Below are 14,230 nucleotides of genomic sequence, written 5' to 3' on the forward strand. Positions count from 1 at the left end.
TGTAGGTGGGCCAGTTGGTGATTTTGAATTTTTGCTTTGCCACGGAACGGTCTGTGTTGTCGGGAGGATGCGTGATCTGATCCTTCAACTCAGCAAAAGTTCGATTTATTCAACAAAGCCCAGTCCACCTTGAAGATGCCGGGTGCGAACTGCACGGCATTCATTTTCTGATGAGTAACCCAGCGGCCGCCCACCAGCCCCTGATGGATGCGGTAGTCGCAGGTGGTTTCGTTGCGTGCGTACCACTCATACTTCCAGCCGTTATCGTAGGTGTAGACAAAATGCGTACCGACAAACTGCGAAAGATCGCGGGATGACTCGTTAAGCGAAGCGATAGTCATGGATTACCTCATGTTATCAGTAAGGAGGGCGCTGACCAGTTGCGCAGCGCCACATTCTCTTTTTGACACCAGACGGTAGCCTTTACCGTCTCACTTATTATTGATGAGTATCCGTTAATCACCACCTTAGCGGCGATGAAAAATCGCTCAGCGCCGGGGCCGCGAGAGGCTGCTGCCGAGGGAGCGCACGGCTTTACGTCACCCTTTTATGCCGTGGAGCAGTCACCACGCAGGTGAAGCGGCGCAGAATAAAACTGCAAAGAAGGGCCATTATTTCCTGCTGAAAGGAATTTATAAGATGATGGAAATAGCGGCAGAGCTTGCGCTTCCCGCCGGATTTTTTCTTTTTCTCCAGCGAGAAAATAAGCGATTACCCGCTATCGCGCTTTACGAAATATAGCCAGACAGAAATCTTCTGTTACACCATGACGCTATTGATGACACTTACCGGCCCATTAATTAATTAATGAAGAACCTTATGGCAGTTAAAAGTTAAAAACCAGAAGGTGCAGGCTGAGATCGTAATTAACTACCTGGTTGCCCCTCTGCCTCTCCTTTATTAACGCTGCTTCTTACCTGAAAATACAGGGTTCGCGGCTGGCGCATACCGGTGCTGAACGGGTTGATAACTGGCCCTTTTTATTGGCGCACTACCAGGGCGCATCGCCGTGGCGATGTTTTGCTGCTGTCGCTGCCGCTCGCCGCGCCAGACCTGGCGACTGCGGTGGCGCGCGTCTGGGCGCGCAATCGGCAAATTCGCCGTCGCGATGATCTTTGCCTGTTTAGCGCAGGCCATTCCGGTTAAGCTCTACAACAGTTTGCAGAACCACGGCGTCGATGCGGTTTATCCCCCGCTGTGGCTGCAGCTGTTTACCTTACCTTTGCCGCTGGCCAGCCTGCATTTGTGCGTCGTTACGCGCGCGAACGGCAGCCGCGGCGCACCCGATCGGGAGTGATCTGATGTCCGTTTCTCTGGAGCAGTTGATCGATAAGTACCCTGAGGCGAACGCGTGGGCGTTCGGCGACTCGGCCGAGCTGGCCGACCGTCTGGTTACGCTGGTAATCGCCGGTAAAAAAATGGCGAGCTGCGGCTCACTGCAGATGTGGCAGGATGAGGAATCGAAGCCTGAGCCTGGCGGCTACAGCATTATCCTGGACGGCGCGGGTCAGCCGCGCTGCGTTATCCGCACCACCGGCCTGTTTCTGACCCGCTTCGACCGCGTGACGCCGGAGATGGCGATGCTGGAAGGTGAGGACGATCTCAGCCTGGAGAGCTGGCGCCGCGAGCATCAGCGCTTTTTCCAGAACGAAGGCACCTTTCACCCCGAGATGGAACTGGTGTTCGAAACCTTCCAGCTGGTCGAGGTGGTATAGATCTGACGGCGGTTAGCTCGCGTTGCGCTGAAAGTGGCTGTTCACAAACGCACGACAGCGGGGCGAAATGGGATCGAGAAAGAGCTGCTCCGGCGGCCCCTCCTCTTCCACTATGCCCTGATGCAGAAACACCGCTTTGTTCGACACGTCGCGCGCGAAGCCCATCTCGTGCGTGACGATGATCATCGTGCGGCCCTCCTCCGCCAGGCCGCGAATAACGCGCAGCACCTCGCCCACCAGTTCGGGATCGAGCGCCGAGGTCGGCTCATCAAACAGAATCGCCTTCGGCTGCTGCGCCAGCGCGCGCGCGATCGCCACGCGCTGCTGCTGGCCGCCCGACAGCTGGGACGGCCAGGCGTCGCGCTTCGCGTAAAGACCCACTTTATGCAGCAGCGCCTCGGCCTCTTCCGTCGCCTCTTTAACGCTGCGCTTCTGCACCTGCACCGGCGCTTCGATGATGTTCTCTATCACCGTCTTATGGGGCCAGAGGTTAAAGCTCTGAAACACAAAGCCGAGCTGCATTCGCATCAGCTTGATGCGCTGACGCTGCGCGCGGCTGAGCTTTTCGTCAGGATTATCCAGCGTGACGCTGTTCTCGCCCACGGCGATGACGCCCGCCTGCGGTACTTCCAGAAAGGGAATACAGCGCAGCAGCGTACTTTTGCCCGAGCCGCTGGCGCCGATCAGCGAGATAACATCGCCATCCTGCGCCGTCAGGCTGATATCGTGCAGCACTTCATGTCCCGCATAGCTTTTTCTGAGATGGCTCAGCTTGATGGTGGGTTGGGTCATCAACGCGCTCCAAAGTAGTAGGGGGAGAGGCGCCGCTCCAGCAGAGAGACGCCTTTGCTCACCAGTATGCTGAGCAGCAGATAGATCGCCGCCGCGCTGAGGAAAACCTCCAGCGCGCGAAAGGTAGAGGAGACGATAGAGTCGGCGATACCGGTCATCTCCATCAGGCTGATGGTACTGACCAGCGAGGTAGATTTAAGCATTGAGATAATCTCGTTGCTGTAGGCGGGCAGCGCCTGGCGGATGGCGATCGGCAGCGTAATGCGCGTGAAAATCTTGTGCGATGGCATCCCGCAGACTTTCGCCGCCTCCAGCGACTGAGGGCTTACCGCATTGAGGCCGCCGCGCAGGATCTCTGAGGTATAGGCTGCGTCGTTGAGGATCAGTGCCAGCAAGCCGCACCAGTAGGGATCGCGCAGCAGCGGCCACAGCACGCTTTCACGCACCGCCGGCAAACTGCCCAGCCCGTAGTAGATCATAAAAATTTGAATCAGCAGCGGCGTACCGCGAAACAGCCAGACGTAGAAGCGGGCGACCCAGGCGCCGACGCGCGTCTGCCGCAGCAGATTCAGTCCCAGCGCCAGCAGGCCGCCGCCCAGCAGCGACAGCAGGGCCAGATTAACGGTCAGCGGCAGGCCTTTGAGCAGCGCCAGCAGGGTTTCCTGCAAAAAAGGGAGGTCCATTGGCTTTCCTTACACGTTGGCGCGCTGCTGGCCGCGCATGGCAAATTTCTCTACCGCGCGAAACACCCAGTCTGAGCAGGTGGTAATAATCAGATAGATCACGGCGCCGACGCTGTAGAAGAAAAAAGACATCTGCGTAGAGTTGGCGGCCATGGTGATCTGATTCATGGTTTCCACCAGCCCGGTCACGGAGACCAGCGCCGATTCTTTGATCACCGACTGCCACTGGTTGCCCATTCCCGGCAGCGCGGTGCGCAGCGCCTGGGGGACGATCATGCGGCGGAACAGCATCATCCGCCCCATCCCCGTCACCGTTGCCGCTTCCAGCGTGCCGCGCGGAATGGCGTAAAAGGCGCCGCGAAATACGCCGCTCTGATAGGCGCCCGAGATCAGGCCAATGGCGATCGCGCCGGCGATAAAGCCGTTAATATCAAACGGCCCCTGCATGCCCAGCGCGGTGCCAGCCGAGGAGAGCACCTGGCGTCCACCGAAGTAAAACAGGTAGATGACCAGCAGCTCCGGCACGCCGCGAAACACCGTGATATAACCCGACGCCAGCCGTTGCTGCCAGCGCGAACCGGCAATCTGCATCCAGCACAGCAGGCTGCCCAGCGCCGCCCCCAGCAGCCAGGCGCAGAGCGAAACGGTAACCGTTACAGTAGCGGCACTCAGCAGCACGCCGCCCCAGCCTTCGTCGCCGAAGCCAATCAGCTGCCAGTCGATTTGCGTCAACATCGGCTATCAGGCTTTCGGCGCGACGTCTTCGCCGAACCATTTAACGGAAAGTTTGCTCAGCGTGCCATCTTTGATCATCGCGGCGAGCGCCTCATCCAGCGCCGCCTTCAGCTCGGCGTTGCCTTTGCGCAGGCCGATCGCCGATCCCGCCCCCAGCACGCCGCCGCTAAAACCGTAGCCGCTGCTGCTGATGGCGGACGCATGCTTTTTCACAAAGGCGTTAAGGTTAGTGCGCGACGCCATTACCGCGTCCACGCGGCCGTTCAGCAGGTCGGCGTAGGTTTCCGGGCCGGCCTGATAGGTACGGATGGTGGCAACGTCCGCAAGATATTTTTGCAGGAAGTCCGCCTGAATGGTGGCGACCTGCACCGCGATAGTTTTGCCCTTGAAGGTGGTTTTCAACTCGTCGATCGCTTTCTGCATGCCCGCGGCGTCATCGGCGGTGACCACGCTGCCGCTGCCGGGTAGCGTCGCCAGCGGTGAGTTTTTGGCCGTGACAAAGCTGGAGACGCTGACGGTGTACTGCTGGGTAAAGTCGATAGCTTCGGCGCGCTTCGGCGTAACCGTCACCGCATCGATAACGGCGTCATATTTACCGTCAATCAGACCAGGGATCATGCCTGACCACTTCTGGGCACTGATTTCATATTTAAAGCCGACGCGCTTCGCCAGCTCAGCCACGATATCGGGCTCATAGCCGACGATCTTGCCGTTCGGCGTGGTCTGGTTGAACGGAGGATAGCTGCCTTCGGTGGCGAACTTCAGGGTGCCGAAATCTTTTGCCAGGCTGAGCGCCGGTACGGCCGCCAGGCCCAGAGCCAGGGTGGCTGCGAACAGCCCTTTGCGCATCATCATAGTGATATCCTCAGTTATTATTGTCAGAAAGCAGATCGACCGACAGGCGCACCAGCGCCTGAGCGCCAGCGGCAATGCTGCGCTCATCGGGCTGATAGTCGGAGTTATGCAGGTGGTCGTCGCGCCCCGGCGTGGCGGAGCCGATATGGATCTGGCAGCCCGGCGCGCGCTCGGTAAACAGTGAAAAATCTTCCGCGCCAAAGCTGTCGCTCGGTTTCGCGAGGATGGATTTGCCGAACTGATGCGAAAGGATCCCCTCCAGCGCGTCGATCAGCCGGTCGTCATTCATCAGCGGCGGCACGCCGCGCTGATAGTCCACCTCGACGCGCACGTTCATCGCCAGCGCGACGCCTGCGCATACGCGGCGGAACGAACTCTCCATATCGGCGCGCACCTGCGGCGATTTGGTGCGGATGGTGCCCTGAAGCAAACAGCTGTCGGGAATGATGTTATGCGTGGCGCCGCCCTGAATATGGCCGATGGTCAGCACCGCAGAGTGAGCCGGATCGCGCTCGCGTGAGATCAGCGTTTGCAGCTGGCCAATCAGCGAGGCCGTGGCAACGATGGGATCGACGCCCATATGGGGCCGCGCGGCGTGAGTCGAGACGCCATACACCCGCACGTCGAACTCGTCGCTCGATGCGGTGCTGCCGCCGCGCGTCAGCGCCACCTCCCCTGCTGCCAGCTCAGGCTTGTTGTGCAGCGTGACGGCCCAGTCGACCCCCTCAGCGGCACCGTCGGCAATCATCGCTTCCGCCCCGCTTTCCGGGGTTTCCTCAGCGGGCTGGAAGATAAGGCGTACCCTGCCTTTCAGCTGCTGACGGTAGTGCGGCAGGATAGCGGCGACGCCAAGCAGCGTGGCGGTATGGAGATCGTGTCCGCAGGCGTGCATTTTGCCGGGGATGGTGCTGCTAAAGGGCAGACCGGTCTGCTCCTGGATCGGCAGCGCGTCCATATCCGCGCGCAGCAGCAGCGTTTTGCCCGGCTGTGCGCCGACAATATCCACCAGCACGCCGGTGCGGCCGACGCCCGTTTTGGGATCCAGGCCATGTTCGCGCAGCCAGCTGGCGACGATCTCCGCGGTGCGCAGCGTATCGAAGCCGAGTTCGGGACGGGCATGAATATCGCGCCGGATGGCGATAAGTTGCGGCTCAATATCAGCCACTCTGGCGCTTATTTCCCTGGCCAGCCGTGCTTTTTCGTCAGTCATGTTTTCCCTGCAGAACGCCTTTAAAAGAGGCGACAGTCGCAGCGGATCGGGCCGCTGGCTATATTGTTGTGTTTGCAGGCTTTATTTATTCACAGAGGAAAGCAGAAAGCAACGCGCGAAAAAACATAAAAATAACATTTGAATCATACACTTAAATAACATGACTTTTAATACGCATGAGAATGCAGCGGATCAGCAAGATTATTAATAATCCGCCTTCGTTAATCACATCGTCTAATTATGTTATTGCACAAAGCGCTCCCCGGCGCTAAAAAAAACGCCCTGCTCGCAGGGCGTTTTTAAGTAATCAGGCGCGACGCCAGCGACGCGTCAGCCATTTTTCCAGCTCGACGATGCTAAAAAGCACGGCACCGACAACCAGGGCGATGAGCCAGTATTTAAACGGGAGCGGGCGGGTACCGAACAGCGTATTCATCAGCGGCAGATAGATAATCAGCGCCTGCAGCAGCACCAGCACACCGCTCACCAGCCAGATGCCGCGGTTTTTCAGCATGCCGCTATCAAGCGAGAAGCGGCTGGCGCTGCGGCAGTTCAGCATATAGACCCACTGCGCGGTAACCAGCGTCTGCAGCAGCACGGTACGGATGAATTCCGGCTCATAGCCGCGCGTCTGCAGCCAGGCCTCAAGCACAAAGGCGCTGACGGAGATCAGCAGGCCAACAAAGATCATGCGCCAGACGGCATAGCCGTCCATTACGGAGGCGCTGACGTCGCGCGGTGGCCGACGCATCACGTTCGCCTCGGCCGCTTCAAAGGCCAGGCCAAATGAGAGCGTGGCAGAGGTTGCCATATTCATCCACAGGATCTGTACCGGCGTCAGCGGCAGCAGGTTCCCCATCAGAATTGCAATAATAATCAGCAGCCCCTGCGCCAGGCAGGTCGGCATAATAAACAGAATGGTTTTAATCAGGTTATCGTAGACCCGTCGCCCCTCTTTCACCGCGGCGGCAATGGTGGCGAAGTTGTCGTCGGCCAGGATCATGTCGGCGGCCTCTTTCGTCACCTCTGTCCCTTTGATGCCCATTGCGATGCCAACGCTCGCCTGTTTAAGCGCCGGCGCGTCGTTGACGCCGTCGCCGGTCATGCCAACCACTTCACCGCTGGCAGAGAGCGCCTTCACCAGACGCAGCTTATGCTCCGGGCTGGTGCGCGCGAAGATATCGTACTGTCGCGCCGCCTGAGCAAGCTCGCTGTCGCTCATATACTCCAGATCGCGCCCCGTCAGGGCGTTATCGCTGTTGCTGATGCCCAGCATTTTGCCTATCGCCATCGCCGTTTCCTGATGATCGCCGGTGATCATTTTGACGCGGATGCCAGCCTGCTGGCAGTCGTCGATAGCCGCAACCGCTTCAGGGCGCGGCGGATCCATCATGCAGGCGAGACCCAGCAGCACCATCTCCTCGCGCAGATCCGCATGATCCAGCGAGTCGAGGGCATGCGGCACGCGCTTCCACGCCGCCGCCACGGTGCGAAGCCCTTCGCTGGCGTAGCGGGTAATTGCCGCCTCCCAGTAAGCGCGATCCAGCGGCTGTGCGCCACTGGCGCTCTGCTGATGGGCGCAGAGCGACAGCAGCACGTCTGGCGCGCCGGTCATCAGCACCCAGGCCTCGCCGTCCGCTTCGCCGCTGACCGCCATATATTTATAGAGCGAGTCGAAGGGCAGCTTGCTGGCCAGCTGCTGCTGACCCGCTTTTATCCCCCCTTTCGCCGCCAGTACTTTCAGCGCGCCCTCGGTCGGCCCGCCAACGATGCGCCAGCGCCCTGTCGCATCCTGCTGGATCTGGCTTTCGTTGCAGATATCAATAGCGGTGAGAAAGCGCGCCATCACCGGATCCTGCGCCGCCGTCCGCCCGCTCTCCGTCGTTGCCGGGAGGATCTCGCCCACCGGCTCGTAGCTGTCGCCGCTGACGCGCCACTGACTTTCCGCCAGCACCACCGCCTTGACCGTCATCTCGTTCATGGTAAGCGTGCCGGTTTTATCGGAGCAGATCACCGACATTGCGCCCAGGGTTTCTACCGTCGGCAGCTTGCGGATGATGGCCTGTTTGCGCGCCATCGACTGCACGCCCAGTGAGAGAATAATCGAGATAATCGCCGGCAGGCCTTCCGGCACCGCCGCGACCGCCAGACTGATTACCGACAGCGCCAGCGAGGCCAGCGGAATGTCGCGCAGCAGAAAACCAAACACAAACAGCCCGCCCATCATCAGCAGGATCGCCGCAAAGATCGCTTTGCCAAGCTTATCTATCTGCTGCAGCAGCGGCGTTTTGGCGGTTTCGATATCGCTCATCATATCGTTGATATGACCCAGCTCGGTGTCGCGGCCGGTGGCGATCGTCACCCCAGAGGCGGTGCCCGAACTGACGGTGGTGCCGGAAAAAGCGAGGTTAAGCCGATCGCCCAGCGCTTTTTCCCCTGCAATCGCTGCGCTGCTTTTTGACACCACGGTCGATTCGCCGGTCAGGATAGCCTCTTCCACGCGCAGGTTATGCACGTCGAAGAGGCGCAGATCCGCCGGAATACGATCGCCGGGACGCAGCATGACCACGTCGCCAGGCACAAGGGTTTCGCCCGGCACCGTCATCACTTCGCCGCCGCGCACCACCACCGCTTCGCTGGAGAGCATATTTTGAATGCTCTTCAGTGACTTCTCGGCGTTGCTTTCCTGAATAAAGCCGATAAAGGCGTTAATGACAGCAACGCCGAGAATCACAAAGGTATCAACCCAGTGGCCCATGATCGCCGTAATCACTGCTGCCGCCAGCAGGATATAGATCAGCATATCGTTGAAGTGGGCCAAAAACTTCAGCCAGGCCGGCTGGGGTTTCTTTTGCGGCAGCGTGTTGGGGCCGATGTCTGCCAGCCGCGCCTGCGCCTCGTCAGCAGATAACCCCTGCGGGGAGCTTTCAAGCTCGGCGAAAACGGCTTCGCTTTGATACTGATACCACGGCCGCGCTTTTAAAGCGGCATTTTGCACTCTCTTGCGGTCGTTATTCATTTCTCACTCCGTACAGGCAACCGGCGACAGAATCGCAGTTAAATTAATGGGCCAGCATAGTGCGTCAGCTTAAATAGAGTGATAATGACTCAGGTCATATTTTTGTGGTTTTAATTCAGTAAAACTATTGCCTAAATAATTCCGCAACCCTGTTAGTTTCAATCTGATTATAGTGAGCAACCATCTTGGTAAATAATATAAAAATCAAGGTCTTAGTATTTGTTCTTTTCGCTGTTGCTGCCACCAGCGCCGTGGGGTGGCTGACTTATTATGTGGTCGCTAATTTCCTGTAAGCCAGGCTGTTTATTTCGCAGATGCGATTATTTGTCGCTAAAATAACCTCTTTTTACCGGCTATTTAAACGCGGCGGAAAGCGTCTTTGTAATAAATTAAACAGCAGCTAAACAACGGTATAAAAATAGTGTGATATGTCGTTGCCGAGCTGCGCCTGTGCTACATATCGCTGCCGCGTTACTCCGCGCCGGAGACGATATTCAGCGTCCTCTCCAGCGATGAGGGCAGCAGCTCGCCATGGGTCTGACCCGGATAGCGAATTTCATCCAGCCTGAGGCCCTTGTCGCGCAGCGTGGCGATCAGCAGACGGTCGGCGTCGTTGATCTGCGCCGCACGCTTCTCTTCATGGCGATCGCTGCGCCCGTCACCTTCGATCAGGTAGAGCCGTTTACCTCTCAGCGCCTGCGGCGATGCCTGTTGCGCCAGCTCGACGATGCGCTGATGACGCCAGCCCAGCGACGGCGCCGCGCTGAAATAGTGCGTAAAGCCCGCGCCGCTGTAGAGGCTATCCAGCACAAACAGCCCGCCGTAAGAGTGGCCCCACAGCGCCCGACGCTGCGGATCGCTTTTTGCCTGTCTCTCCGCCCAGGGCGCAATCTGCTTTTGCAGCAGCTCGCGAAACGCGTGGCTTCCGCCGCCGCGATAGCGTTCGTGCCGCGCATCGCCCTGCTCTCCGCCGGGCGGCGTATAGTCCAGCGCGCGCGCCTCAACGTCGAACGGCAGGCGGGTATCATATCCTACCGCCACCAGCATCGGCGGCCGCTTGTCCGCCAACTGCTTCAGGCGATTTTCGCTGAGGCGCGCCATCGCGGCGTTGCCGTCCAGCAGATAGAGCACCGGGAAGCCCGCTGACGGCGCCGCCTGCTTCGGCACGCCGAGCCACACTTTATAGCGACGCAGCCCGTCGGCAGAGATAAAGGTCCGCGTGCTAAAGCGATAAAACGCCGAGCCGCGATCGGCCACGTTATCGCCCAGCGGCTCCATGCTCGGTCTGGCGTGCGCCAGCGTCGCGGGCGTTAAGATAACGCCGATCGCCAGCAGCACCGCGGAGAAAATCTTCAGTGGGTGATGCATGAAAAGGCTTCCTGACCTGACAAACAGTTGCGCCATCCTAACAAATCAGCTGCGATAATGAGAAGCTTTCTCAACAAAGCACACCAGGTTGCTTTATGGCTGCTTATCTGAGCCGCTAGCTAAACTCTGAATTAGCGGGGCGGGGATTGCGAACCGACATCACAGATCGTTAAATTTCAGCATTCAACCAGACTTTTTTTTATTTTGATACCGGCCGATTGTCAGTAAGCGCGCGCCGGTGTCCCTTTCAACCAACACCAGCAAAGCCATTAAACAGAGGTTGTGAAATGGATCGCCTTAAATACCCGATAAGGGTTGTACGCTTTTTATGTCTGTACGCCCTGTTTCGACTGAGATTATTCAAATTCAGCGACCTCGCCTATTCAGATCGCGATGAAAATGAGGCATTAGATATTCTCACCAGACACGACGGCGAAAAAAGCGCTATCCCAAAAGTGATCTGGATGTACTGGGATAGCCCAAACCCACCTGACCATATCATGGCCTTCCATAAAAAAATGAAGACGATTAACCAGGCGCATGAAATTATTCTGCTCGACCGCAACAGCCTGAGAAAATATCTTCCAACGCTGAATTTTGATTATCAGGGTATCGGCCTGGCGCATAAAAGCGACGTGATCCGCCTTGCCCTGCTCAAGCGCTACGGCGGCATCTGGGTCGACTGCTCGACGCTGGTTTATCAGGATTTCAGCTGGGTGCATGAACGCAACGGCTATGACATGGTGGGCTATTACAGCGACGCCAACACCCAGGATGCGCGTTTTCCGGTGATCGAAACCTGGTTTATGTGCGCGCCGCCGGAAAACGGCTTCGTCAGCCGCTGGCTGGAACTGATTATGCCGCTGACCAAAATCAGCGTCGACGATTACTATCGTCGCATTAAAGATCGTCCCGATTTCGAACGCATTAAACAGGGCATCCCGCGCGGCAGCTATTTAACCACCAACTATCTCTGCCAGATAGCCATGCGCGAAGCGGACAGCGTCAACCTCTACCTGAAAAAGTGCGAAACCTCCGCTTTTTATTATCAGAATGTCTTTAAGTGGAACTGTCTGAAGATGTCGCTGTTTTTACTCTGCACGCGCCAGCCGACCTCTCATCCGACGTTAATTAAGCTGACCAACAGCGACCGCCAGTTTTTACCGCTGGCCCGTAAGCTGCGCATCCTCCAAGCCGAAAGCATTCTGGGAAAATTAATGCTTGAACAACAGCGTCCTTAAATAACAGGCGGAGCAAAAATGCAAAAGCTGAAACGACATCTCAGAACGGCAAAATTTCTCCTGCTTTATGTTTTATATAAGCTGCGCCTTTTTCGCTTTCCCGATCTGGCCTATTCCGAGGCGCAGGACAATGATGTGAAGGATATTGGTCAGCGTGCCGCCGCGCCCGCTATTCCAAAAGTGATCTGGATGTACTGGGACGATCTGACGCCGCCCGATTTTATTCAGGCGTTCTGTCAAAAAATAAAGCAGATGAACCCGGACCATCATGTCCACCTGCTGAACCGCGAGTCGGTGAGGGAGTTTTTGCCGTGGCTGCGCTTTGATTACGCCCAGACAGGTATGTCGCACAAAGGGGACGTTATCCGTCTCGCCCTGCTGAAAAGCTACGGCGGCATCTGGGTCGACAGCTCGACGCTGGTCTATCAGGATTTCGCCTGGGTTCACCAGCGCAGCGGTTACGATATCGTCGGCTACTACAGCGACGGCACCACGGTGGATAAAGACTTTCCGGTGGTGGAAGCCTGGTTCCTCGCCTCGCCGCCAAACAATGCGTTTATCGCCCGCTGGCTGGAGCTGATTATGCCGCTTACGCAGATCGGTATTGACGACTACTACGCGCAGATCGCCCAGCGCAGCGACTTTGCGCAGATCCGCCAGGGCATCAACCGCGGCAGCTATATTATTATTAATTTCCTTTGCCAGATCGTTATGCGCGAGCAGCCAGGCTTTAGCTGCTATCTGAAAAAGTGCGAAAGCTCCGCCTTCTTTTATCAGGATGTGTTCCAGTGGGACAGCCTGAAGATGTCGCTGTTTTTACTCTGCGTGCGCGAACCGGCCACCCATCCCAAACTGATTAAGCTTACCAATGACGATCGCCGCTTTCTGCCGCTGGTGCGCAGGCTGAACATTCTGGAGCGCGACAGCGTGATGGGCAAGCTGCTGTCACAGAGCGCGCCTTAACGCAGCGCGTTATTCAGGGATGAAAACAGGTTATGCTGGCGGCGGATGGCCGCCGGTCATCGCCGCCGAGGGAGCTGAATATGCAACTGATTTCCGAACGTTTAGCGATGCGTCCCGTTGTCGCGCAGGACAGGGAGACGCTGATGCGTATCTATGGCGATCCCGCCACCAATTCCTTTAACCCCGCCGGGCCGCTGGCAAATCTGGATGAGGCGCAGCATCTGCTGGATCGCTGGATTGCGCACTGGCAGCAGCACGGCTTTGGCAATATGGCACTGACGCAGCGCGATGCGCCGCATGCCATCCTCGGCTTTGGCGGTTTGACCCTGCGCGAGTTCGGCGGCAGGCCGGTAAATAATCTGGGGTATCGGCTGGCGACCCACGCCTGGGGACAGGGCCTGGCTACCGAGTTTGCGCGCGCCATGGTGCGCTATGGCTTTGAGGAGTGCGGGCTGCAGGTTATTGACGCCGCGGTGCGGGCAAATCATCTCGCCTCGCAGCGCGTACTGGAGAAGGCGGGATTTACGGTGAACGGGCACGTTTATGATGTGCCCGACGCGCCCGCCAGCCTGACCTTTGCCATAACGCGCGCGCAGTGGCGCGCCGCTCAGGGCACGCCGCAGTAGCGCAGCGCGGCGGTCATCACGGCCGCGCCGATGATCACTGCAATCAGCGGTGCCTTACGCCAGGCGAGAAAAATAGCAAAAGCGACGCCCAGCACCCGCGCCATACCGGCAAAATGCTGGCCTTCAAACAGCGTGCTGGTGGAGGCGACCGCCAGCAGCAGGATAGTCGCCGCGTCCGACAGCATAGTTTGCGTTCGCTCCGTGATGGGCAGTCGGTTGCCCAGCTTCACGCCCGCCAGCCGCATCAGATAGGTGCCCGATGCCAGCAGCGCGATACCCGCAACGATCAGCGCCTGATGACTCATTTACGCATCCTCCACGACAGTAATCCCAGCAGGGAAAAGAGCACCGGCATGCCAGCCGGAACGAAAGGCGTCGCCAGAATCGACAGCAGCGCGCCGCCGGACGCCGGGATCAGCGTACGGCGCTGGCGCAGCGCCGGGAATATCAGCGCGATCAAAATAGCGGGAAATACCGCGTCAAGGCCGATAGCGGAAACGTCGGGAATAAACTGGCCGATAGCCGCGCCGGTAATAACCGTCAGCGGCCAGATAAGCCCGATTCCGATGCCGCAAAGCCAGAAGGCAGCGCGACGCTGCGCCAGCGTCGACTGGGAAATGCCGAACACCACGCTTTCATCGTTCATGATATGACAGCCGAACAGGCCGCGCGCCCCACTCCCCACCAGATCTTTTACCGCGATGCCAAACGGCAGGTGGCGCGCATTCACCAGCAGGCCAGCCAGCGCCGCGGTGAGCGGACTGCCGCCACCCGCCACGATGCCAATAAACAGAAATTCTGACGCGCCGGCCAGCACCAGCGTCGAGAGCGCCACAGGCACCCAAATCGAAAAACCGTCGGCAATGGCCAGCGATCCGTAGGACAAGCCGACGATCCCGTCAGCGAGACAGACCAGAAAAATGGCTTTAACCACCTCCCGGCTTAAGGGAATGCGATGCTCTGGCATAACAAATCCTTCTTATAACGAACGAAATATCTATTATAATGAACGCAGCCGAATCG

Annotated in this window: 15 protein-coding genes and 1 pseudogene; 5 read left to right on the forward strand and 11 right to left on the reverse strand. The window is 58.2% G+C overall.

Features of this window, described 5'->3' with window-relative positions; translation table 11 throughout:
* Both MHZ97_RS18055 and MHZ97_RS18060 read right to left on the reverse strand, forming a co-directional pair.
* On the reverse strand, positions 1-88 hold an 88-nt coding region (locus tag MHZ97_RS18055), incomplete at its 3' end, for a hypothetical protein (RefSeq protein ID WP_239313698.1).
* 31 nt (positions 89-119) lie between these two features.
* Positions 120-341, reverse strand: a pseudogene (locus MHZ97_RS18060) (phenolic acid decarboxylase); the annotation flags it as partial.
* A gap of 668 nt (positions 342-1,009) precedes the next feature.
* On the opposite strand from MHZ97_RS18060, the gene MHZ97_RS18065 reads away from it, so the two are divergent.
* Together MHZ97_RS18065 and MHZ97_RS18070 are read left to right on the forward strand one after the other, a co-directional pair.
* On the forward strand, positions 1,010-1,297 hold the full coding sequence (locus MHZ97_RS18065; RefSeq protein ID WP_308544715.1) for a hypothetical protein: 288 nt from the start codon (positions 1,010-1,012) through the stop codon (positions 1,295-1,297).
* A gap of 4 nt (positions 1,298-1,301) precedes the next feature.
* Positions 1,302-1,715, forward strand: a complete 414-nt coding sequence (locus tag MHZ97_RS18070; RefSeq protein WP_103797066.1) for an ASCH domain-containing protein — start codon at positions 1,302-1,304, stop codon at positions 1,713-1,715.
* A 12-nt stretch (positions 1,716-1,727) separates the two neighbouring features.
* Here MHZ97_RS18070 and MHZ97_RS18075 read toward each other — a convergent pair whose 3' ends face one another.
* From MHZ97_RS18075 to MHZ97_RS18105, 7 genes are all read right to left on the reverse strand, one after another.
* Positions 1,728-2,507 (reverse strand): ABC transporter ATP-binding protein, encoded by a 780-nt coding sequence (locus tag MHZ97_RS18075; protein WP_239315313.1) that lies wholly within the window; start codon positions 2,505-2,507, stop codon positions 1,728-1,730.
* A complete protein-coding gene (locus MHZ97_RS18080) occupies positions 2,507-3,190 on the reverse strand; it encodes an ABC transporter permease (protein WP_239315314.1) in 684 nt (227 codons plus the stop codon). Before MHZ97_RS18080 ends, MHZ97_RS18075 begins: the two co-directional genes overlap by 1 nt.
* Before the next feature lie 9 nt (positions 3,191-3,199).
* Positions 3,200-3,925: an ABC transporter permease gene (locus MHZ97_RS18085; protein ID WP_103797004.1), complete on the reverse strand. Its 726-nt coding sequence runs from the start codon at positions 3,923-3,925 to the stop codon at positions 3,200-3,202.
* A gap of 6 nt (positions 3,926-3,931) precedes the next feature.
* Positions 3,932-4,780 (reverse strand): transporter substrate-binding domain-containing protein, encoded by an 849-nt coding sequence (locus MHZ97_RS18090; protein WP_239315315.1) that lies wholly within the window; start codon positions 4,778-4,780, stop codon positions 3,932-3,934.
* A 10-nt stretch (positions 4,781-4,790) separates the two neighbouring features.
* Positions 4,791-5,990 carry a M20 family metallopeptidase gene (locus MHZ97_RS18095; RefSeq protein WP_239315316.1) on the reverse strand — a complete coding sequence of 400 codons (1,200 nt, stop codon included), beginning with the start codon at positions 5,988-5,990 and terminating at the stop codon, positions 4,791-4,793.
* 307 nt (positions 5,991-6,297) lie between these two features.
* Complete coding sequence (locus MHZ97_RS18100) at positions 6,298-9,009, reverse strand: cation-transporting P-type ATPase (protein ID WP_239315317.1); 2,712 nt, start codon at positions 9,007-9,009, stop codon at positions 6,298-6,300.
* A 471-nt stretch (positions 9,010-9,480) separates the two neighbouring features.
* The gene (locus MHZ97_RS18105) at positions 9,481-10,377 is read right to left on the reverse strand and encodes an alpha/beta hydrolase (protein ID WP_239315318.1); all 897 of its coding nucleotides are present in this window, start codon (positions 10,375-10,377) and stop codon (positions 9,481-9,483) included.
* 287 nt (positions 10,378-10,664) lie between these two features.
* Here MHZ97_RS18105 and MHZ97_RS18110 point away from each other — a divergent pair, with 287 nt between their 5' ends.
* The 3 genes from MHZ97_RS18110 to MHZ97_RS18120 all read left to right on the forward strand — a co-directional run bounded on the left by MHZ97_RS18110 (position 10,665) and on the right by MHZ97_RS18120 (position 13,207).
* On the forward strand, positions 10,665-11,618 hold the full coding sequence (locus tag MHZ97_RS18110) for a glycosyltransferase family 32 protein (RefSeq protein ID WP_255729656.1): 954 nt from the start codon (positions 10,665-10,667) through the stop codon (positions 11,616-11,618).
* Positions 11,619-11,636: 18 nt separating this feature from the next.
* Complete coding sequence (locus MHZ97_RS18115; protein WP_239315320.1) at positions 11,637-12,581, forward strand: glycosyltransferase family 32 protein; 945 nt, start codon at positions 11,637-11,639, stop codon at positions 12,579-12,581.
* 80 nt (positions 12,582-12,661) lie between these two features.
* The gene (locus tag MHZ97_RS18120) at positions 12,662-13,207 is read left to right on the forward strand and encodes a GNAT family N-acetyltransferase (RefSeq protein WP_239315321.1); all 546 of its coding nucleotides are present in this window, start codon (positions 12,662-12,664) and stop codon (positions 13,205-13,207) included.
* Here the strand turns inward: MHZ97_RS18120 and MHZ97_RS18125 are convergent.
* Both MHZ97_RS18125 and MHZ97_RS18130 read right to left on the reverse strand, forming a co-directional pair.
* Positions 13,189-13,512: an AzlD domain-containing protein gene (locus MHZ97_RS18125; protein ID WP_103796998.1), complete on the reverse strand. Its 324-nt coding sequence runs from the start codon at positions 13,510-13,512 to the stop codon at positions 13,189-13,191. The genes MHZ97_RS18120 and MHZ97_RS18125 overlap by 19 nt on opposite strands.
* Positions 13,509-14,174, reverse strand: coding sequence for an AzlC family ABC transporter permease (locus tag MHZ97_RS18130; RefSeq protein WP_103796997.1), 666 nt, complete (start codon positions 14,172-14,174; stop codon positions 13,509-13,511). Before MHZ97_RS18130 ends, MHZ97_RS18125 begins: the two co-directional genes overlap by 4 nt.
* Positions 14,175-14,230: the final 56 nt, after the last annotated feature.

This window comes from Pantoea sp. ACRSC (assembly GCF_022346785.1).
Lineage (GTDB): Bacteria > Pseudomonadota > Gammaproteobacteria > Enterobacterales > Enterobacteriaceae > Pantoea > Pantoea alvi.

Bases quoted from the DNA above. Each gene is read 5' to 3' on its own strand.
- MHZ97_RS18070 (WP_103797066.1), top strand. From the start codon at position 1,302: ATGTCCGTTTCTCTGGAGCAGTTGATCGATAAGTACCCTGAGGCGAAC.
- MHZ97_RS18075 (WP_239315313.1), bottom strand. From the start codon at position 2,507: ATGACCCAACCCACCATCAAGCTGAGCCATCTCAGAAAAAGCTATGCG.
- MHZ97_RS18080 (WP_239315314.1), bottom strand. From the start codon at position 3,190: ATGGACCTCCCTTTTTTGCAGGAAACCCTGCTGGCGCTGCTCAAAGGC.
- MHZ97_RS18085 (WP_103797004.1), bottom strand. From the start codon at position 3,925: ATGTTGACGCAAATCGACTGGCAGCTGATTGGCTTCGGCGACGAAGGC.
- MHZ97_RS18090 (WP_239315315.1), bottom strand. From the start codon at position 4,780: ATGATGATGCGCAAAGGGCTGTTCGCAGCCACCCTGGCTCTGGGCCTG.
- MHZ97_RS18095 (WP_239315316.1), bottom strand. From the start codon at position 5,990: ATGACTGACGAAAAAGCACGGCTGGCCAGGGAAATAAGCGCCAGAGTG.
- MHZ97_RS18100 (WP_239315317.1), bottom strand. From the start codon at position 9,009: ATGAATAACGACCGCAAGAGAGTGCAAAATGCCGCTTTAAAAGCGCGG.
- MHZ97_RS18105 (WP_239315318.1), bottom strand. From the start codon at position 10,377: ATGCATCACCCACTGAAGATTTTCTCCGCGGTGCTGCTGGCGATCGGC.
- MHZ97_RS18110 (WP_255729656.1), top strand. From the start codon at position 10,665: ATGGATCGCCTTAAATACCCGATAAGGGTTGTACGCTTTTTATGTCTG.
- MHZ97_RS18115 (WP_239315320.1), top strand. From the start codon at position 11,637: ATGCAAAAGCTGAAACGACATCTCAGAACGGCAAAATTTCTCCTGCTT.
- MHZ97_RS18120 (WP_239315321.1), top strand. From the start codon at position 12,662: ATGCAACTGATTTCCGAACGTTTAGCGATGCGTCCCGTTGTCGCGCAG.
- MHZ97_RS18125 (WP_103796998.1), bottom strand. From the start codon at position 13,512: ATGAGTCATCAGGCGCTGATCGTTGCGGGTATCGCGCTGCTGGCATCG.
- MHZ97_RS18130 (WP_103796997.1), bottom strand. From the start codon at position 14,174: ATGCCAGAGCATCGCATTCCCTTAAGCCGGGAGGTGGTTAAAGCCATT.